Below are 19,277 nucleotides of genomic sequence, written 5' to 3'. Positions count from 1 at the left end.
AGCGTGCCCCAGGCCTGACCTCGCCGGCCGAAGCCTTCTTCCCCCTGTGGACAAATCGGGGGGTCCAGCAATAACTCGCTCATTCGAGTGAGAGCATATTGCCTACATGTCAGGACAATTGAGACATATTAAACAGACTGTCTGCCGATACGCACAATTCCGCACTTTCCTGCGGTTCGCCGACTGTCCGTGCCACCCGGTATTCATGGAGCCATGCACGCACCTATCGACGCCAACGACACCGCCCCCGACCGCGCCGCCGTCCGGGCTCAGGCCGAGGCCGTGCTGCGCGAGCTGGCCAGCCCCAACGCGGTGCTGCGCGAGGACCAGTGGCGAGCGATCGAGGCCCTGGTCATCGACCACCGGCGCGCGCTGGTGGTCCAGCGCACCGGCTGGGGCAAGTCGGCCGTCTACTTCATCGCCACCGCCCTGCTGCGCGCCCGCGGCGCGGGCCCGACCGTGATCGTCTCTCCACTGCTCGCCCTGATGCGCAACCAGGTGGACTCGGCCGGCCGGGCCGGGATCCATGCGCGGACGATCAACTCGGCCAACCCCGAGGAGTGGGACGGGATCCAGGCCGAGGTCGCCGCCGGCGCCGTGGACGTCCTGCTGGTCAGCCCGGAACGGCTGAACAACCCGGACTTCCGCGACCAGGTACTGCCCAAGCTGGCCGCCGCCACCGGCCTTCTGGTGGTGGACGAGGCCCACTGCATCTCCGACTGGGGCCACGACTTCCGGCCCGACTACCGGCGTCTGCGGACTCTGCTCGCCGACCTGTCCCCCGGTGTGCCGGTGCTCGCCACCACGGCCACCGCCAACGCCCGCGTCACCGCCGATGTCGCCGAGCAGCTCGGGACGGGCTCACCCCTCGGCAGCGGATCCGGCGCGACAGCCGCCCCGAGTGCCGAGACCCGCGCCCTGGTGCTGCGCGGCCCGCTCGACCGCGAGAGCCTCAGCCTCGGCGTCCTCCCCCTGCCCGACCCGGCGCACCGCCTCGCCTGGCTGGCCGACCACCTCTCCGAGCTGCCCGGCTCCGGCATCATCTACACCCTCACCGTGGCCGCCGCGGACGAGGTCACGGACTTCCTGCGCGCCCGCGGCTTCCAGGTCGCCTCGTACTCCGGCCGGACGGAGGACGCCGAGCGGCGGGCCGCCGAGGCCGACCTGCTGGCCAACCGGGTCAAGGCCCTGGTCGCCACTTCCGCCCTCGGCATGGGCTTCGACAAACCGGACCTGGGCTTTGTGGTGCACCTCGGCTCGCCGAGCTCCCCGATCGCCTACTACCAGCAGGTCGGCCGCGCCGGGCGCGGCGTGGCGCGAGCCGAGGTCCTGCTGCTCCCCGGCCGCGAGGACGAGGCCATCTGGCGGTACTTCACCTCCCTCGGATTCCCCGCCGAAGAGCAGGTCCGCCGGACGATCGACGCACTGGCCGAGGCCGGTCGCCCGCTCTCCACGGCTGCGCTCGAGCCTCGGGTCGACCTCCGCCGGGCCCGCCTGGAGACCATGCTCAAGGTGCTCGACGTGGACGGCGCCGTCCGCCGGGTGCGCGGCGGCTGGACGGCCACCGGCGCGGCCTGGGCCTACGATGCGGCGCGCTACGCCAAGGTCGCCGAGTCCCGCGAGGCCGAACAGCGGGCGATGCGCGGGTACGCGGCGACGACGGGCTGCCGCATGGAGTTCCTCCGACGGCAACTGGACGACGAGGAGGCCGTGCCCTGCGGCCGCTGCGATAACTGCGCGGGCCCGCGCCACTCCCCCGAGGTCTCCGCCGAGGCTCTGGCAGCCGCCAGGGCCACACTCGGACGGCCCGGTGTGACCTTCGAGCCGCGCCGGCTCTGGCCCACCGGGATGGACGCGCTCGGCGTCCCGCTCAAGGGGAGGATCCCGGCGGGCGAGCAGGCCGAGACCGGCCGGGCCCTCGGCCGACTCTCGGACATCGGCTGGGGCACCAGGCTGCGCACCTTGCTGGCCGAGCAGACCCCCGACGGTCCCGTCCCGGCCGAGGTCCGGGACGCTCTGGTCAGCGTCCTCACCGACTGGGCTCGCGGCCCCGGCGGCTGGGCCGGCCCCGAGGCCTCCGACGGCAGTCGGCTCGCCCGGCCGGTCGGGGTGGTCACCATGACCTCCGCCACCCGGCCCGCACTGGTGGAGAGCCTCGGCGTGCAGCTCGCCGCGGTCGGACGCCTGCCGCTGCTGGGGCGGGTGGAGTACGCAGCCGGGCGGCCACCGCACGGTCCGCGAAGCAACAGCGCCCAGCGGCTGAACTCCCTCGCAAGCACGTTGACGGTGCCTGCCGAGCTGGCCTCGGCATTGGCCGCGACGCCCGGTCCGGTGCTGCTGATCGACGATCTGGTGGACTCAGGCTGGACGGTCACGGTGGCGGCGCGGCTGCTGCGGAAGGCCGGCGCGAGCGCGGTGCTGCCGCTGGTCCTGGCGGTGCAGGCGTGACCAGGGCCGCCCTGCCGGTCGGCAGGCCGGGCCCGAGCGGTCGGCCACCGCCCAGGAAGTGCTCCTGCCGACGACGGGCGCGGTGACCGGAGCCTCGACCACCGCCCCGCCCGTCAGCCGAATGGCACCCGTCGGAACACGGAATATGTCGGGCAGAACGTCCGATTGTGGGCGACGTGCGTCAGGTCGTCGTTGCCGGGTGGGCCGGTCTGAGCCGAGAATTGGTCCGTACCCCGCCTCCGGTCCAGTGGACCCGACCTTCGGCGTACGCGGGTACCGGTACGCCCGGTGGGCGGGTGAGGAGGATCCCGATCAGCGGTATCGACCGAGCTCGGCTCCCATCGGTCCGGAAACGGACCATCGACCTGGAGACCTGGACCAACTCCGGGGTCCCGCTGCTGCGGGCTCCACGCGAGTTCGTCACCGAGCTGCACCAGCTGCACCTGCCCCAGCCGGGCACCACCGTGGTGGCCGTGCTGGACGCCCAGCACTACGTTGCGGCCTCGGCCTCCTTCGCTCCCCGGCCGCATGTCGAGGACGGCTGGCATCATCGCAACGCGATCCTCACCCATCTGCGCCGGATCGTCCCACACGACCTGCGGCTGGCCCGGCCCAGCCGGACGGCGGTCCTGCTGCGCTGCCGCGAGGGCTCGGGCGACTGGACGGAGCAGGACGGCGCCTGGATGTGGGCGCTGCGCGACGCGGCGACGCTGCACGGCCTGCGCTGCGGTTCCTACATTGCGCTGACGCCCTCGGGATGGCAGTCCCTCGGCGACGGCCGAGGTGGACGCAACCCGCACTCGGGTTCCTGGGCCGAGGGCCCCCAGCACACAGTCACCGAGCTCCCGCCGCGTTCCGCCCGCGAGCCCGCCCAGGAGCGCACCTGGCGGCCGACCACCGTCACCTCGATCGAGGCTGCCCGGCGTATCGCAGCCCTCTGAGCAGCCCGAGCCCACCGACCGCCCACTACCCGCCACCCACCCGCCACCGGCCGACCTGCTGGGCGCGACCGCCCGCGGGCTGACCGCACCGCCGTAGCTCGGATCCGAGGAGGCCCGGAAACGCGGCGCGGCGACCCGGGTCAACCGGGCCGCCGCAGGCGGTTCGTAGCGGCAAAGGGCCGTCCGGAGCGCCCCGTTCAGGAGCCCGTACTGAGCCGGAACAGGCTGCGTCAGGCCGGGACGGGACGGTTCGCGCCGGGGAAGATCGGTTCCACCAGCCCGGGTTCGCCGCAGACCAGCAGCAGCGCACCGGCGTGACCGAGTGCCTTGCGCGCCGCCTGCTGGACTCGCGCGGTACGGGCTTCATTCACGACCAGCACCACCACATCGCGCCGGAGCGGCCGGGTCGCGGTGGCCTCCGCGTAGAAGACGTCGTCGCCCTCGGCAAGCTGGGCCCAGTAGCGCTCCTCCCCGAAGGAGAGCTCATGCTGCTGCCACGGGTGCGGTTCACCCACCGTCAGCACCAGGATGTCGCCGGGCCGGCGGCCGGACTCCAGCAGGAGGTCCACCGCCTCGTCCGCCCGCTCGACGGCTTCCCGTACAGCCGCCGGTACGAGGCGCACCTCGGGAGTGGGGCGGCGAGGGCCGGGGCCGGGCTTGGGGATCGGCGTGCGGGCCGGGGGAGGTGTCGGTCGGGCGCCAGCGCGCGGCGGAGCCGGGCTCGGCGACGCGGGCCGAGGCCCGGGCACCACACTGCCGGGCACCACACTGCCGGGCACGCCGCCACCGGACGTGCCGCTACCGGGGACGGTTGCAGGGGAAGGGGTCGCGCTGCCGACGGCAGGCGTTCGGTGGGCGTGTGCGTCCGACTCGCGAGGGAAGGGAACGCCGGGGCCCGGGATACTCTCGTGAATCTCCGGCTCCTCGGGGATGACAGGCATACCCGGATATCTATCAAATGCCGATCGAATGCGCATGGGCGCCCCACCTGTTGAGCGTTCGCGAGCGCAATCACCCCGCCGCACAGGCGGGCGGACGATCCGTCAGAAGTCGCGACAAGTCGTCAGAAACCGAGCGAGAGCTGCTCATCCTGCGGCTCGGCCGCTCTCCCCCGCTTCAGGTGGCTCCACTTGGGCAGCGCGTCCAGATAGGCCCAGGACATGCGGTGGTGCTCGGTCGGCCCGTACTCCTCCAGCGCGGACCGGTGGACCGGCGACGGGTAGCCCGCGTTGTCCGCGAAGCCGTACGCCGGGTACGGCTCGCCGAGCTCGGCCATCAGGCCGTCGCGGTACACCTTGGCGAGGACCGAGGCGGCCGAGACGCAGATGCAGGACTGGTCACCCTTGATCACGGTGCGCACCCGCCAGGGACCGCCGAGATAGTCGTGCTTGCCGTCGAGGATCACCGCGTCGGGCCGCACCGGGAGCGCCTCCAGCGCGCGCAGGGCGGCCAGACGCAGAGCGGCGGTCATACCGAGCTCGTCGCACTCCTGGGGCGAGGCGTGCCCGAGGGCGTAGGCCGTGACCCAGTCCGCGAGAACGGGGGCGAGTGCCGTACGGCGACGCTCGGTCAGCAGCTTGGAGTCGGTCAGACCCTCCGGCGGTTTGCGCAGGCCCGTCACCGCCGCACCCACCGTGACCGGCCCCGCCCACGCACCGCGTCCGACCTCGTCGAGGCCGACCACCAGCTGGGCACCGGCCCGACGGAGTGAGCGTTCGACCGAGTGGGTCGGGGGGTCGTACGGCATCGGAGGTCCTTCGGCTGTGTCCTGGGCGCCTCCAGCCTACGTCCTGGCACCCGCCCCGAGTCCCGCGGAATCCCAGCGGACCCCGCCGCACCCGCCCGAACCGACCGGCGCCACCCCGAACCGACCGAACCGCCAGATCCGAACCGCCCTGGCCCGATCCGACCGACCCGATCCGCCCCGAACCGAACCGAACCGACCGACCCGCCCCGGACAGCCCGACCGCCTCCCCGCCCTCCAGCACTGGACGCCCTCGACCGGACAGGCGCTAACGGCGTTCCGCCGGACTCACCATCGGGAGCAGCACCTCGTCCACCAGCGCCTGGCCGAAGTCCGCATCCAGTCGCCCCTGACAGATCTTGGCCCGGTACAGCAGCATGGCCGGACCGACATCGGCGACCAGCGGGGTGGCGGCTCCGGGTCTGACATCGCCGCGGAGTTCGCCCCGCTGGAGGATCTGCATGGTGGCCAGGGCAGCGGGTCGAATCACCCGGTCCATGATGAAGTCCTGGAAGACGCGGGCCCGTTCGTGGTCCAGCTCGGCCATCAGGGCGCGCATCGCAGTACCGGCCCGGGAGTCCAGCGCGTCGCCGAAATAGGCCATGAGCTGCATCAACTCGGCGCGTACGGACCCGAGGTCGGGGATGTCCACGGGGGGTGGCAGAGTGGACCCGAGGGCGTCCAGGACCAGATCCGCCTTGGAGGCCCAGCGCCGGTAGAGCGCGGCCTTCCCGGTCTGCGCGGCACCGGCCACGCCTTCCATCGTCATCCGCGCAAACCCGCCGGAGGTGAGCTGGTCGAGGGCCGCATCGAAGATCGCGGCCTCCAGTGCCTTGCCGCGCTTCCGCCCCGGCCCGGCAGTCGTCCCGCCCACCACGCCGCCTGCGGAACCACCTGCGCCGCCACCCACGGAACCGTCCGCAGCACCCGCCGACGCACGCCCGGGCGACGTCTCGCCCTGGTCACCACCGGCAGTCCTCCGCCGCACGATCTGATCCATCGCCACCAATCCTAAAGAACGCTTGCGTTCACAATCCCGCATCAGCTAGCGTCAAGCTTAGTGAACGGTCCCGTTCACTCCTAGCGCACGACCTGAGCACCCGGTTTCAAACAGCGCTTCACACAAGGCTTTCGGCACAGCTGCAATTCAGGACGTTCACTGGCAGCGGGGGCAGTCCGAGTAACTACACGCAGCGCCGGCAGCAACAACCGAACTCACCAGCAACAGCCGGCAGGGGGCACATCATGGCTATCTCGGGCACGTTGGGAAAGACCGCACCACCGCAGGCCGGTCGCGGACAGCGCAAGGGCATCACCCTGACCGTCATCGCGGCAACCCAGCTCATGGTCGTGCTCGACGCCACGATCGTGAACATCGCACTTCCCCACATCCAGGACGCCCTTCACTTTTCGGACACCAGCCTGTCCTGGGTCATCAACGCCTACACCCTGACCTTCGGCGGGCTGCTGCTGCTCGGTGGCCGTGCGGGTGACATCCTCGGGCGTCGCAAGGTCTTCATCGCCGGTGTGCTGCTCTTCGGTCTGGCCTCGCTGCTCGGGGGCCTGGCGCAGGACTCCGGCATGCTGCTGGCCGCACGCGCCCTGCAGGGCATCGGCGGCGCGATCTGCTCGCCGACCGCGTTCGCGCTGATCGCCACCAACTTCGCGGAAGGACCCGAACGGAACCGGGCCTTCGGAGTGTTCTCCGCGGTGGCGGGTTCGGGCGCGGCCATCGGCCTGCTGGCAGGCGGTCTGCTCACCGAATACCTCAACTGGCGCTGGGTGTTCTTCGTCAACGTCCCGATCGCCGTCCTGATCGCCGTCGCCGCGCCGCTGTACATCAGCGAGTCCGACCGCCAGCAGGGCAGGTTCGACCTGCCCGGTGCGCTGACCTCCACACTCGGCCTGGTCGGCCTGGTGTACGGCTTCATCCGGGCCGCCTCCGACGGCTGGAGCGACTCGCTCTCGCTGGGGTCCTTCGTGCTCGGCGCCGTCCTGCTGGCGGCGTTCCTGGTCATCGAGCGGCGGACGGCGCAGCCGATCACGCCGCTGCACCTGTTCGCCAACCGGAATCGCACCGGCGGCCTGGTGATGATGCTCTGCCTGGCGGCAGCCATGTTCGGGATCTTCTTCTACATCACGATCTTCGTCCAACGAGTGCTCGGATACAGCCCGTTGAAGGCCGGTGTGGCCTTCCTGCCGATCAGTGTGGCCATCATCATCGCCGCCCAGCTCGCCTCCGCGCTCCAGGCCAAGTACGGTCCGAAGCCGTTCATGGCAGGCGGCGCCGTGCTGGTCACCAGCGGTCTGACCTGGCTCACCCAGACCAGCGCGGACAGCAGCTACATCGGCGGGGTGCTCGGCCCGACGGTGGTCTTCGGCTTCGGTATGGGGCTGATCTTCGTCCCGGTCATGCTGCTCGCGGTGGCAGGCGTGTCGGCCCACGAGACCGGTGCGGCCTCGGGTCTGCTCAACTCGATGCAGCAGATCGGTGGTTCGCTGGGCCTGTCGATCCTGACCACGGTGTTCGCCACCGCGACCCGAAACGAGGCCAAGACCCAGGTCGTCGATCTGATGGCCCATGGAACACCCGAGCAGAAGGCCCAGTTCGCCGCCGGCCACGAGTTCGCCGTCGGCACCAGCTGGTACAACGAGATCCTGGCGCACGGCATATCCCAGGCCTTCGTGGTCGGTGCCGCGCTGGCGGCCGTCGCCCTGCTGGTGGCCGTGTTCGTGATCAAGGCCAAGCCCGGTGACCTGCCCACCGAGGGCGCGGTAGGGGCGATGCACTGACCGGCAGCCGGGTGGCGGGTTCTGGTTCTCGGCCCGCCGCCCGGTTCCCGGCCCTGCGCGGACGGCTCAGCCCTTGACCGATCCGGCCAGCAGTCCTCGCACGAAATAGCGCTGGAGGCTGAAGAAGACGACCAGCGGGACGATCAGCGAGAGGAACGCTCCAGCCGTGAGCAGTTCCCACCGTCCACCGAAGGAGCCGGACAGCTGGGCCAGCCGTGCGGTCATCGGCGCGACGTCCGGATTGCCGCCGGCGAAGGTGAGCGCGACCAGCAGGTCGTTCCAGACCCAGAGGAACTGGAAGATCGCGAACGAGGCCAACGCGGGCGTGCAGAGCGGCAGCACGATCGACCAGAAGATCCTGAAGTGCGACGCCCCGTCGACCACTGCCGCCTCCATCAGGTCGCGCGGCAGCTGCGAGATGAAGTTGTGCAGCAGAAAGGTGGCCAGCGGAAGCGCGAACATGGTGTGCGCCAGCCAGACCGGCACATAGGTGCCGCTCAGGTCGAAGGCCGGAAGGATGGTCGCACCGCCCAGATGGGCACCGCCCGAGAAGAGTTGGAGCAGTGGGATCAGCGCCATCTGCAGCGGCACCACCTGAAGCGCGAAGATCACGAAGAAGACGGTGTCGCTGCCCTTGAAGCGCACCCAGGCCAGTGCGTAAGCGGCCATCGACGCCAGCACCAGCGGGAAGACGGTGGCCGGGACGCTGATGGCCAGCGAGTTGACCAGGTAGGGCATCAACCCGCCGCTGACGCCGAAGCTGCCCTCGAAGAGCACGGTGTGGTAGTTGGAGAGGATCAGATCGGGGTGGACGAACATCTCCCACCAACCCGTGGTCGCCACCGCCTCCTTGGGACGGAGCGAGGTGGCCAGCAGGCCGAAGGTGGGGATCGTCCAGAGCACCGTCACGGCGATCACGAAGACCGACGCCAGCGGACTGCTGAAGGACCTGCGCACGGCCTCCGCACCGGGCCGCGCGGCGGGTTGCGCGGGCCGGGTGGGCCCGGCGGATGACACGGCCGTATCGCTCATCGGGTCCCACGCTCCTTGCGCAGCTGGACGATGTTGTAGGCCACCAGCGGGAGGACGGCGAGGAACAGGATCACCGCAAGCGTGCTGCCCCGGCCGATGTTGTACTGCTCGAAGGACTGCGAGTACATCTCGTTGGCCAGCACCTGGGTGCCGAAGTTGCCACCGGTCATGGTGCGGATGATGTCGAATGCCTTCAGTGTGGTGATCATGACGGTGGTGAGCACCACCACCAGCGTGGTGCGGATCATCGGCACGGTGACGAACCAGAACAGCTTCAGCCCGCGCGCTCCGTCCAGCCGGGCCGCCTCGGTGACTTCGTCCGGTATCGCCTTGATCGCGGCCGAGAGCACCACCATGGCGAAGCCGGTCTGGACCCAGACCATGACGGCCATCAGCAGGAAGTTGTTCAGCGGGTGGGAGAGGATCCAGTTCGGCGGGTGCTGCCAGCCCAGGCTGACGGCCAGTTGGCTGAGCAGGCCGACCTGCTGCTGGGAGGAGTCCCGGGCCTCGTAGACGAACTTCCAGATGATGCCCGCGCCGACCAGTGAGACCGCCATCGGCATGAAGATCAGTGACTTGTAGACCGCCTGATGCTTCATCCGCTCGACGAGCAACGCCAGTACCAGACCCAGCGCGGTGGCCGCCAGCGGTGCGATCACCAGCCAGAGCGCCGTGTTGAGCAGCACCTGGTGGATGGAGTCGGTGGTCAGCGCCCAGCCGTAGTTCTTCCCGCCGATGAAGCGGGTGCTGTCGGCGTTGTAGAAGCTGAGGTATACCGTGCGGATCAGCGGGGCCACCAGGCCGACGATCAGCAGGACGATCGCCGGGCCGAGGAAGACCAGGACGGCCAGCGGGCGTTGGAACCGGCCGGCGGCCAGCCCCGCGGCCAGGAAGACCACCAGCAGGATGGCCAGGAATGCGGCGATGGCTCCGAGGCTGTTGCCGAGTTTGATGGCGGTGTCGATCCACGCCGAGTCGGCCAACTGGGCCGTGCGCATACGGGTATTCCTTCCCCCGGAGCCCGGAGCCCGGAGCCCGGAGCCCGGATGCAGAAAGGACAGGCGGAAAGGACAGGCGGAAAGGACAGGCGGAAAGGACAGGCGGAGAGGACAGACCGAGGGGACGGGTGGAAAGGGCAGGCGGAAGAAGCGGGGCGAAGAGACGGGCGGCACGGGCGGGTGGTCCCGTGCCGCTCCGGGCGACTGTCTACTGCGGCCAGGCCGCGTCGATATCAGCCGCCACCTTCGGGATGGCTTGGCCTTGGGCGAACCACGCGGTGAGCGACTTCCACTCCTGCGCGGCGCCCACGGCAGCGGGCATCAGGTCCGAGGCATCGAAGCGGAAGGTCGCGGCCGGATCGGTGAGCGCCTCGGCGGAGAGCTTGTCGATCGGGTCGGTGTAGAGGCTCTTGTCCACGCCCTGGTTGGCGGAGACCCAGCCGGTGGAGACCTTCACCCGGCTGCTCGCCCAGTCCGAGCTGGAGAGGTAGTTCTGCACCGCCTGCACCTCGGGCCGGCCGGAGAACGCCGTGAGGAACTCCCCGCCGCCCTCTACCGGGTTGGTCACCGCCGGGTTCACAGCCGGGAGGTGGAAGGCGAAGACATCGCCGTCCGGCCCGATCTTCGTGTCCTTGGGCCACTGCGCCTGGTAGAAGGATGCCTGCTGCAGCATCCAGCACTTGCCGGTCAGGATCGGCGTCCCGGCGTCCTGGAAGGTGGTGGTGGCGATCGACTTCACATCGCCGATGCCGCCGTTCACCCAGGCCGGATTCTGCATCCAGCCGGCCACCGTCTGCATGGCCGCGATGATCTTCGGGTCGCTGAACTTAACCTGATGGCCGACCCACTGGTCGTAGACGTCACCGCCGTAGGACCCGAGGACGGCCTCCTCCAGCCAGTCGGTGGCCGGCCAGCCGGTGGCGGTGCCCGAACCGATGCCGCCGCACCAGGGCTTGCCGCTGCCGGCCTTGGCGATCCTGTCGCTGAGCGCCATCAGATCGGCCCAGGTCTGCGGCACCTGATAGCCCGCCTGCTGGAAGGCCTTGGGCGAGTACCAGACCAGCGACTTCATATTGGCGCTCATCGGCGCCGCATAGAAGGTGCCGTTGACCGAGCCGTACGTCTTCCAGACCGGGTTCCACTTGTCCTCGTTGGCCACGGTCTGGGCGGGTGGCTTCACGGCCTTTCCGCTCTTCACCATCTGGGCGAGCAGCCCCGGCTGCGGGATGATCGCGAAGTCCGGGGCGTTTCCGCCGGTCACCCGTACCTGGAGCTGGGACTCGAAGTCATTGGAGCCCTCGTACGAGATCTTGATGCCCGTACAAGTACTGAACTCGGCCCAGGACTTCTCCAGTGAGTCCGACTCCGGGCTGAGGATCGAGGCGTACATGGTGACCTTGGTGCCCGAATGCCCGGCGTACGCCTGATACTTGGAACAGTCACCGGTCAGGGGCCCGGCGGCCTGGCCGCCACCTTTCGAACCCGATGAGCTGTTGGAGCAGGCGGCAGCGAGCACCAGCGCGAGGACGGCCGGGACGGCAAGCAGACGACGGCGGAACGGGGCAGGCCGAGGCTTCCGGGTCATCGGCGGCCTACGGTGGCGATCAGGGTGAGGGTCATTGCGGTCCTCCTTGCCAGGGCACGACATGCCAGCAGTGAGAGAGAACGACGCTGCGCTGAACCGGAGATCGACAGGGAGCCAGCCGGAGCTGGCTTGAAGACGTTAACCCACTGGTCACCCGGCGCCAAGGTGTGCGTTCGACCTTCATCCGCCAGTGCCACGTTTGTGACCGCGCCGTGCTGGGGATCGGCCGCCGGCCGGCCCCCGCGCACCCGCTCTGCGGGAGCTTCCGGTCAGAGCCTGACCGGAAGCTCGCGCAGACTGTTCACCACCATCGACGGGTTCGGCTGCAACTCGCCGTCCTCGACCGCCAGTCGGATCCCGGGGAAGCGCTCGAACAGCGCCCGGAGGGCCGTCGCCGCCTCCAGCCTGGCCAACGGTGCCCCCGGGCAGACATGCGGACCGTGCCCGAAGGAGAGGTGGCGCGCCGGATCCCGGGTGAGGTCGAAGATCTCGGCGGTGATGCCGTGCTGCGCCGGATCCCGCCCGATCGCGTTGTACGAGATCAGTACCGCATCGCCCTCGGGGATCACCGCATCCTCGTAGGCGATGTCCTCGCTGGCGAAACGGAAGAGGAAGTTGCTGGTCGGCGGCGTCCAGCGGAGCGACTCCTCGACCACCGCCGCCCACTCCACCTCGCCCGAGCGGACCAGGGCCAGCTGGTCGGGGTGGGTCAGCAGCGCGCGCACCGCGTTGACGATCAGATTGACGGTGGTCTCGTGGCCCGCCGCGATGATCACCCGCAGGGTGGCAGCCGCCTCCTCGTCGGTGAGCGCCCCGCCGTCGGCTCCGTCGAGCGTGTCGGCGGCCAGCAGCGCACTCGCCAGGTCGTCCCCCGGCTCCGCGCGGCGCTTGGCGACCAGGCCGGCGACAAAGGCGTTGAGGGCTGTGATCGTCTGCTGCACCTGCGCCGGGTCCTTGACGCTGCTGAAGAACCGCTCGTACAGCTCACGCACATAGGCGTGATCCGCCTCCGGCACCCCGAGCAGCGAACCGATCACGGTCATCGGCAGCGGGAAGGCAAAGGCGGTCTTCAGGTCGACCACCGGGCCGGACTCGGCCAGCCGGTCGAGCAGTTCGGCGGTGATCTTCTCCACGGCCGGGCGCATCAGCTCCACCCGACGGGGCGTGAACGCCTGCGCCACCAGCGCGCGCAGCCGTCGGTGCTCCGGGCCGTCCGTGGTCACCATGCTCCGGCCAGGCACCGCCAGGCCGATCAGCGGCCAGGTCTTCGGGACCTCCCCGCGCTGGAAGGCCGCCCAGTGCTCGGCGCTCTTCACCAGCCGATGATCCGTCAGCAGCTCGCGCGCGGCAGTATGCCGGGCGACCGCCCACCCCCGCACTCCGCCCATCAGCTCCACGGGCACCACCGGGCCTGCCGCACGCAGCAGGGCGCCCTCGGCGGCGTTGTCGCGGGCCAGCGGGTCCATCACTATCGGGGCGGTCATCCGGTCTCTCCTCAGGTAGGCATTCCTCGGCAGCAGGCGGGTCGGGCGGTCTCCCTCAGGGGCACGGGGCTCTGCTCAGCCGCACGGCCACAAGCCTCAACCGAGCGCGTGGCCCGGGGTGAAGGCGACCGGCAGTGCCACAAGTGCCCGGACCCAGGCGGACGGACGCCAGACCAGTGCGCTCTCGGCCGCCGCCAGCCGGAGGTCCGGCAGCCGGTCGAGCAGTACCTCGATCGCCGTGGAGGCGATCACCTCGGCCGCCTCCTGCGCCGGGAACGGGCAGCTGTGCGGGCCGTACGAGAAGCTCATGTACGCCCGGTTGCCCTCCGCCGGGACGCCGCTCTCCTGGCGGACGGACGGGTCCGCGTTGGCCCCGGCGATACCGAGCAGCACCATGTCCCCGGCCGCGATCCGCTGGCCGCCGAGCTGGGTGTCCCTGGTCGCCCAGCGACCCGCGAAGATCTGCGTCGGGGTGTCCTCCCAGAGCGCCTCGGAGAGCGCCTGGCTGACACTGCGCCGACCGCCGGAGAGCGAGGCGGCGAAACGCTCGTCGGTCAGCATCAGCCGCAGCGCGTTGGCGATCCAGTAGGCGCTGGGCTGGTGACCGGCGATCAGGATCACCCGCATGTCGCGCATGACCTCCTCGTCGCTCAGTCCGGCCTCGTGGGCCAGCAGTCGCGAGGTGACATCCGCGCCGGGACGCTCGCGCTTGGCCCGGACCAGCCGCAGCATGCTGTCCAGCAGCCGCTGCGCCCCGGCGAGCGCGTCGGCGCCGCCGTCCAGCATCGCGAGCAGGCCGCTGATCAGCACCGGCGCCTCGTCCTCGCCCAGCCCGAACAGGCGGCAGAGCACCAGCAGCGGCAGCCGGTGTGCGTACTCCGCGACCAGATCCGCCTCGCCACGGCCGGCGAACTCGTCGATCAGCCCGTCGGCGATCTCCTCGCAGTGCTTCTTCAGCTCGTACGGGTCCACCCCGGCGAGGGCGTCCGTCACCGCGGACTTGCGGCGCTGGTGCTCATCGCCCTCGGTGTAGAGGAGCGAGGGCGCCGGGGCCATCATCGGCTTCAGCGGCCAGTCCTCGGGGATCTGCGGCCACATGTTCCAGCGGGTCGAGTCGCGGCCGAAGACCTTGGGCTGGCTGGTCACCAGCTGGAGCTCGCGGTAGCCGATCACCAGCCAGGCCGGCACTCCGCCCGCCAACTCGACCGGGGCGACCGGACCATGGGCCTCACGCAGCTCCTGGTAGAGCTGTCCCGGATCGGTCTGGAAACGGGGCCCGTACAGCAGTGCCGCGTTCGTGTGCGCCGGGCAGCCCGACGGCGGGGTGATCGCGGGCTCGGTCACGGGGTGCTCTCCTCTACGCGGAACTCGGCGGTTGCAACGGCGGGTACGGCGGCGGATACGGCAGCAGTCTCGGCGCCGGAATCGACGCCCAACGGCAGCGGGCCTTCGGCCTCGGCCAGACGGTGCAGATAGCGGACGAGCTCGATCAGCACCTGCTTGCTGGACTCCCGGTCCCGGGCGTCGCAGTCCACCAGCGGCACCTCGTCCGGGAGGTCCAGCGCCGCCCGCACCTCCTGCAGCGTGTGCTCGGGGTCGGCGAAGTTGTTGCGGGCCACGATGAAGGGCGTGCCGTGGTGCTCAAGCCGGTCGATCGCGTACCAGGACTCCTCCAGGCGCCGGGTGTCCACCAGCACCACCGCACCCAGCGCACCGCTGAACAGGCGGTCCCAGAGGAACCAGAAGCGCTCCTGGCCCGGGGCGCCGAACAGGTAGAGCACATTCCGGTCGTTGAGCGTGATCCGGCCGAAGTCGAAGGCCACCGTGGTCGAGCGCTTGCCCTGGATCCCGGACAGGTCGTCGATGCCCTCGCCCGCCTTGGTCATCGTCTCCTCGGTGGTGAGCGGACGGATCTCGCTCACCGCCCCGACCAGGGTGGTCTTGCCCACGCCGAAGCCGCCCACCACGACGATCTTCAGACCGTTCTCGGCCGTACTGCGCAGCGGGGCGATGCCGCGCGGGGCTCTGGCCGGCAGGACGTCGGTGTCAGAGCTGTTGGAGTCCATGCAGCACCTGCTTCAGCGTGTCGAGGTCGGGCAGCCGGGCCTTGGTGGGGGCGAACCGGGGATGCCGGGCGGTGATCCGGTGCGTCTCCAGCAGGTCGCCGAGCAGGATCTTGACGATGCTCACCGGCAGGGCCAGCTCGGCCGCGATCTCCACAACGGCCGTCGGGGTCTCGCACAGCGCGAGGATCCGGGCGTGCTCGGACTGCATCCCGGGCACCGGCTGCTGCTCGCTGACGATCAGGGTGACCAGGTCGAAGGCGTGCTCCGGCGGGCGGCTGCGGCCCCGGGTGACGGTGTAGAGCCGATCCGGGTCCTCGTCGCGACCCGGCAGTCCCGGGAGCGCCGTCACACCCCGGCCCCTATCCCGGTCCCGGCCGTCCGGGGCGGCGAGCTCAGCAGGGTGCCGATCTGCTCGATCAGACCGTGCATGTTGTGGCCGACCACACCCACGTCCGCGTCGTCGTCGGTCACCACGGCCAGGTGTGCACCCTGACCGGCTGCCACGATGCACAGGATCCCGCCGTGGAACTCGGTCATCGACTGCCGGACCCCGCCGCTGCCGTCACCGAACTCGATCGACGCGCCGTGCGCCAGGCTCTGCATCCCGGAGGCGATCGCCGACAGCTGGTCGGCCTGGTCGACGCTCAGACCGGCGGTGTGGCAGAGCTTGAGGCCGTCGGCCGAGAGCACCAGCGCGTGCCGGGCTCCGGGCGTGCCGGTCAGCAGGTTCTCCAACAGCCAGTCGAGGTCGCGGTCGGTGCTGCTGCTCATCGGGAGTCATCCTTCGGGAGGGCGTCGGTAGTGGCGGGCCCCTGCTGGAGGGCCTTGCGGAAGGCGCCGAACCGGGCCGCGGAGACGGCCGCGTCGGCTCGTACGGGCTGCGCCGACAGCGCCGGCGCGGACGGCTGGGCGGAGGTCCGAGCGGGCGCGGACGGCTGGGCGGCCGCAAGGGTCTGGCCCCGGCGGCGCTGCGGCAGACCGCCGGCGCCCGTGGCGGGCCCGGCTGCGGTCGCCGGCTCCGCCTCACCGGCGGTCCGGGCTGTCCCCGGTTCCGTGCGGCCGGGCTCCGGTCGCACGGCCGGGGAGAGGCCGGACCGCGAACGGCTCGGCTCCAGCGCGGGTCGCACCCGTTCGGCACGGAGCTGCTCCGGCCTGGCCTGCTCGGCACGGACGTTCCCGGCGCGGAGGTGCTCACCGCGGCCCTGCGGCGCCTCGGGGGCACCCGTACGGGCGGCCGCGAGGGCCCGGCTGACGGCGGGCGTGGGGTGGGTCACCAGCCGCTCGGGGATCAGCATGACCACACCGGTGCCGCCCCGTGCGGACGGCCGGAAGGAGATCGAGAGACCGTGCTTGCGGGCCAGCGAACCGACCACGGCAAGGCCGAGACGGGTACCGGCGGAGAGCGTGGTGAGGTCCAACGGAGCGGCGGAGACGGCCTGTTCGGCGCGGCGCAGCCAGCTCTCGCTCAGACCGAGACCGCCGTCCTCGACGGTGATCACCAGTCCGGAGTGGACCTCCTCGACATACACGTGCACCTCGGCCGGCGGAGCCGAGAAGTTGGCGGCGTTGTCGAGCAGTTCGGCCAGCGCGTGCATCACGCCCTCGGCCGCGAAACCGGCGACCGCCGCCGTGCTGGCGGAGTGCAGCCGCACCCGCTGGTACGCGCCGATCCGCCCGAGCGCACCGCGCAGGATCGACTCGACGCCGATCGGCTTGGTCCAGCGCCGTCCGGAACGGGCACCGGTCAGCACCGCGATACCGTCCGCCATCCGACCGATCTGGGCGGTGGAGTGGTCCAGGCCGAGCAGGTCGCCGAGCACGTCCTCGCCGTGCTGGTGCTGCATCTCGCGCAGCTCGGCGTGCATGCTGGTGGCCAGCGCCTGTACTCGCCCGGCCGCCGTGGCGCAGACCGCGAGCGCGGCCGCCCGCTGGCGCTCGCCCCGGCCGACCTCCTCGGCCACCGTACGCAGCAGTCCGGCATGCGGCAGGGCTGCGTGGGGCGCGAGTACCGAGTCCACCGAACTGCCTGAGCGCAGCCGGGAGACCACCTCGGGCAGGACCTCGCAGCTGAGCCGGTCGAGATCCGCCCGGTCCCGGTCGGCGGCCTCGGTCTGCTCGCGCAGGGCCGCGATCTCGCTCTCGCTCCGCTCGCGCAGGGCCGTCGCCTCTGCCCGGATCTCCGCGAGGGCCGTACGGGCCCCGGCCAGTTCGGCGCGGGCGGACTCGCACTCGGTCTGGGCCGTGGTGAGGGCCGTTCGCAGAGCTGCCGCGGCCGCGTGCGTCGCCGAGAGATCCGACTGCAGCGCGGTGGCCTTGGACCGTGTGTCCGTCAGCTCGTAGCGGGCGGTGGTCAGTTCCTCGCGCATCCGCCGGGAGCGCTCGGCCTGCCGGCACGCCACGACGACCAGGGCCGACCACAGCACCAGGCCGCCGGCCACGGTCGCCGCGACGGCCGACCGCTGCGCGGTCGAGGCGAGGACGACGGCGGCGACACCGGCGCCCGCACCCACCAGGATCCCGGCGACCGCCCAGAACACGGTCCTGCCGTTCGGGCGTGGTTGCGCCACGCGATAGAAGCGCGTGCGAGCTCTCATCAACCTGATCCTCGGGGGCGGGCGTCAGCGTGGGCCAAGCGACAACGCGGCACCGCCCGGGACTCGCTGGACAGCGAGCGCAGGGCTTTTATCAAGTACACGCGGTCAACAGATCATATCCATTCATCCCTTATGCTCAACGGTCAGTTGACGATCCGTATCGGACACTGACGCTCCGCATCCGCACAGCCCGGCGCCCACTACTTGTCGGAGCGCTCCCCGAAGCGGTACCAGGCCGCCTCCACCACCCCCGGACGGCGTCCAGGTCGGCCCCGATCGCCGCGAGTGCCGCGCCGTCCCAGGACCACCGTCCGGCGCGGCCCTTCACTGGACCGCTCGAACATCCTCAGTCCTCTCCGGTCCCGAAACCCCGCCGGGCGCACTTCTTGTGCACCGCCTGCCGGCTGACTCCGGGACAGGCCGCGATCTCCTGCCAGGACCAGCCCGACCCCCGCGCATTCCCGACCCGGAGATCCTCCAGCCGGTCCGCCAGGTCCCGCAGGGCCCGGACTGCCCGCAGTCCGACCGCCGGATCCCGGCTGCTCGCGTCTGCCGCCAGCTGCTTCGTCTCGCTCATGCCGTCAACCTAGGTTGACACCCGGAAGTCCGGAAGGTCGTCGGCAAGCGGATAATCCAGTACCTGTCGCACTTGTTAGGCTCGGTGCATGTCGAGGAATGTGCCCGCACGCGAGGTCGCCGACCTCTCCCATCTGCTGACCCACGCCAGCCACGTCCTGGCGACCCAGATGGCAGCCGCCTTCGCCGAGGCCGGCACCACTCCGCGAGCCTTCTGTGTGCTCTATCACGCACAGGAGCAGGAGCGGACCCAGGCCCAGCTGGCCGAGCTCTCCGACCTCGACAAGACCACGATGGTCGTCACCGTCGACGAACTGGAGAAGGCCGGACTCGCCGAGCGCCGCCCATCGACCACCGACCGCCGGGCCAGGATCGTCTCGGTCACCGAGGAGGGCGAGCGCGCGGTCGCCGAGGGAGCGCAGATCGCCGACCGCGTCCACCGCGAAGTACTCGATGCCCTGCCCGCCGAGGAGCGCGAGGTCTTCACCCGCGCACTGCTGCGACTCACCGAGGGGCACCTCGCCACACCGGCCGAGCCCGAGCGGCCCGTGCGGCGGGCGCGGCGGCCGCGGGACCGGAGGACGCCGGGGTCGCCTCCGGCCTCTTCAACACCACCCAGCAGATCGGCGGGGCACTCGGCGTCGCCGTGCTCTCCACTCTCGCCAACTCCCGCACCCACCACCTCCTGACCACCGGTCAGAACACCCCCTCGGCCCTGACCAACGGCATCCACCTCGCCTTCGGCGTCGCCACGGCCCTGATCGCCATCGCCTTCGTCCTCACCGTCGCCGTGCTGCGACAGCCGCAGGCTCCGAGTCGCTCCGCTGTCCGAACCGCCCCCGCGGCCGGCTGAGGCCCGACCACCCAGGTGGCGGTCGGCACCGCGTCGTCGACTCGACTGCGCCGCATCGGCCGTGAACGCCACGGAGGGCGCCGACCAATGGTCGACGCCCTCCGTGGGCAGCGGCTCAGCTACCGGCGAGCCGCACGTCGGACATCGCGTCCGACGCCGTGGT

At 70.9% G+C, this 19,277-nt stretch carries 17 protein-coding genes and 1 pseudogene; 5 read left to right on the top strand and 13 right to left on the bottom strand.

The genetic code is table 11. The annotated features are described in order from the left end of the window. Nucleotides 1-213: 213 nt before the first annotated feature. Together P3T39_RS23375 and P3T39_RS23370 are read left to right on the top strand one after the other, a co-directional pair. A complete protein-coding gene (locus P3T39_RS23375) occupies nt 214-2,448 on the top strand; it encodes a DEAD/DEAH box helicase (protein ID WP_280700615.1) in 2,235 nt (744 codons plus the stop codon). 359 nt (nt 2,449-2,807) lie between these two features. After that, nucleotides 2,808-3,389: a hypothetical protein gene (locus P3T39_RS23370; RefSeq protein ID WP_280700725.1), complete on the top strand. Its 582-nt coding sequence runs from the start codon at nt 2,808-2,810 to the stop codon at nt 3,387-3,389. Nucleotides 3,390-3,619: 230 nt separating this feature from the next. On the opposite strand, the gene P3T39_RS37615 is transcribed toward P3T39_RS23370, so the two are convergent. The 3 genes from P3T39_RS37615 to P3T39_RS23355 all read right to left on the bottom strand — a co-directional run bounded on the left by P3T39_RS37615 (nt 3,620) and on the right by P3T39_RS23355 (nt 6,133). After that, nucleotides 3,620-4,012: a hypothetical protein gene (locus tag P3T39_RS37615; RefSeq protein WP_348534381.1), complete on the bottom strand. Its 393-nt coding sequence runs from the start codon at nt 4,010-4,012 to the stop codon at nt 3,620-3,622. 440 nt (nt 4,013-4,452) lie between these two features. Beyond that, nucleotides 4,453-5,136, bottom strand: a complete 684-nt coding sequence (locus tag P3T39_RS23360) for a ribonuclease HII (protein ID WP_280700611.1) — start codon at nt 5,134-5,136, stop codon at nt 4,453-4,455. A gap of 265 nt (nt 5,137-5,401) precedes the next feature. After that, on the bottom strand, nt 5,402-6,133 hold the full coding sequence (locus tag P3T39_RS23355) for a TetR/AcrR family transcriptional regulator (RefSeq protein WP_280700609.1): 732 nt from the start codon (nt 6,131-6,133) through the stop codon (nt 5,402-5,404). Between the two features lie 245 nt (nt 6,134-6,378). Between P3T39_RS23355 and P3T39_RS23350 the strand changes: the two genes are divergently transcribed. Further along, nucleotides 6,379-7,926, top strand: coding sequence for an MFS transporter (locus P3T39_RS23350; RefSeq protein WP_280700607.1), 1,548 nt, complete (start codon nt 6,379-6,381; stop codon nt 7,924-7,926). A 66-nt stretch (nt 7,927-7,992) separates the two neighbouring features. Here the strand turns inward: P3T39_RS23350 and P3T39_RS23345 are convergent, their stop codons facing one another. The 10 genes from P3T39_RS23345 to P3T39_RS23300 form a co-directional block, all read right to left on the bottom strand. After that, a complete protein-coding gene (locus tag P3T39_RS23345) occupies nt 7,993-8,958 on the bottom strand; it encodes a carbohydrate ABC transporter permease (protein ID WP_280700605.1) in 966 nt (321 codons plus the stop codon). After that, nucleotides 8,955-9,956 (bottom strand): sugar ABC transporter permease, encoded by a 1,002-nt coding sequence (locus P3T39_RS23340; RefSeq protein ID WP_280700603.1) that lies wholly within the window; start codon nt 9,954-9,956, stop codon nt 8,955-8,957. Before P3T39_RS23340 ends, P3T39_RS23345 begins: the two co-directional genes overlap by 4 nt. A 208-nt stretch (nt 9,957-10,164) precedes the next feature. After that, nucleotides 10,165-11,541 (bottom strand): ABC transporter substrate-binding protein, encoded by a 1,377-nt coding sequence (locus P3T39_RS23335; protein ID WP_280700602.1) that lies wholly within the window; start codon nt 11,539-11,541, stop codon nt 10,165-10,167. A 269-nt stretch (nt 11,542-11,810) separates the two neighbouring features. Next, the gene (locus tag P3T39_RS23330; protein WP_280700601.1) at nt 11,811-13,025 is read right to left on the bottom strand and encodes a cytochrome P450; all 1,215 of its coding nucleotides are present in this window, start codon (nt 13,023-13,025) and stop codon (nt 11,811-11,813) included. 96 nt (nt 13,026-13,121) lie between these two features. Next, nucleotides 13,122-14,369 (bottom strand): cytochrome P450, encoded by a 1,248-nt coding sequence (locus P3T39_RS23325; RefSeq protein WP_280700599.1) that lies wholly within the window; start codon nt 14,367-14,369, stop codon nt 13,122-13,124. Next, the gene (locus P3T39_RS23320; RefSeq protein ID WP_280700597.1) at nt 14,366-15,091 is read right to left on the bottom strand and encodes an ATP/GTP-binding protein; all 726 of its coding nucleotides are present in this window, start codon (nt 15,089-15,091) and stop codon (nt 14,366-14,368) included. The genes P3T39_RS23325 and P3T39_RS23320 overlap by 4 nt, the downstream gene beginning before the upstream one ends. Continuing rightward, the gene (locus tag P3T39_RS23315) at nt 15,072-15,440 is read right to left on the bottom strand and encodes a DUF742 domain-containing protein (protein ID WP_280700595.1); all 369 of its coding nucleotides are present in this window, start codon (nt 15,438-15,440) and stop codon (nt 15,072-15,074) included. The genes P3T39_RS23320 and P3T39_RS23315 overlap by 20 nt, the downstream gene beginning before the upstream one ends. After that, complete coding sequence (locus tag P3T39_RS23310; RefSeq protein WP_280700593.1) at nt 15,437-15,862, bottom strand: roadblock/LC7 domain-containing protein; 426 nt, start codon at nt 15,860-15,862, stop codon at nt 15,437-15,439. Before P3T39_RS23310 ends, P3T39_RS23315 begins: the two co-directional genes overlap by 4 nt. After that, a complete protein-coding gene (locus P3T39_RS23305) occupies nt 15,859-17,685 on the bottom strand; it encodes an ATP-binding protein (RefSeq protein ID WP_280700591.1) in 1,827 nt (608 codons plus the stop codon). The genes P3T39_RS23310 and P3T39_RS23305 overlap by 4 nt, the downstream gene beginning before the upstream one ends. A 346-nt stretch (nt 17,686-18,031) precedes the next feature. Beyond that, nucleotides 18,032-18,262 carry an RNA polymerase subunit sigma-70 gene (locus P3T39_RS23300; protein WP_280700590.1) on the bottom strand — a complete coding sequence of 77 codons (231 nt, stop codon included), beginning with the start codon at nt 18,260-18,262 and terminating at the stop codon, nt 18,032-18,034. An 88-nt stretch (nt 18,263-18,350) separates the two neighbouring features. On the opposite strand from P3T39_RS23300, the pseudogene P3T39_RS23295 reads away from it, so the two are divergent. Beyond that, nucleotides 18,351-18,827: pseudogene (locus P3T39_RS23295) on the top strand (MarR family transcriptional regulator); the annotation flags it as partial. A gap of 80 nt (nt 18,828-18,907) precedes the next feature. Further along, nucleotides 18,908-19,114, top strand: a complete 207-nt coding sequence (locus P3T39_RS23290) for a hypothetical protein (RefSeq protein WP_348534380.1) — start codon at nt 18,908-18,910, stop codon at nt 19,112-19,114. Nucleotides 19,115-19,277 lie beyond the last annotated feature (163 nt).

This window comes from Kitasatospora sp. GP82 (genome assembly GCF_029892105.1).
Taxonomy (GTDB): domain Bacteria; phylum Actinomycetota; class Actinomycetes; order Streptomycetales; family Streptomycetaceae; genus Kitasatospora.
This window is presented reverse-complemented; position numbering and strand designations above follow the sequence as displayed.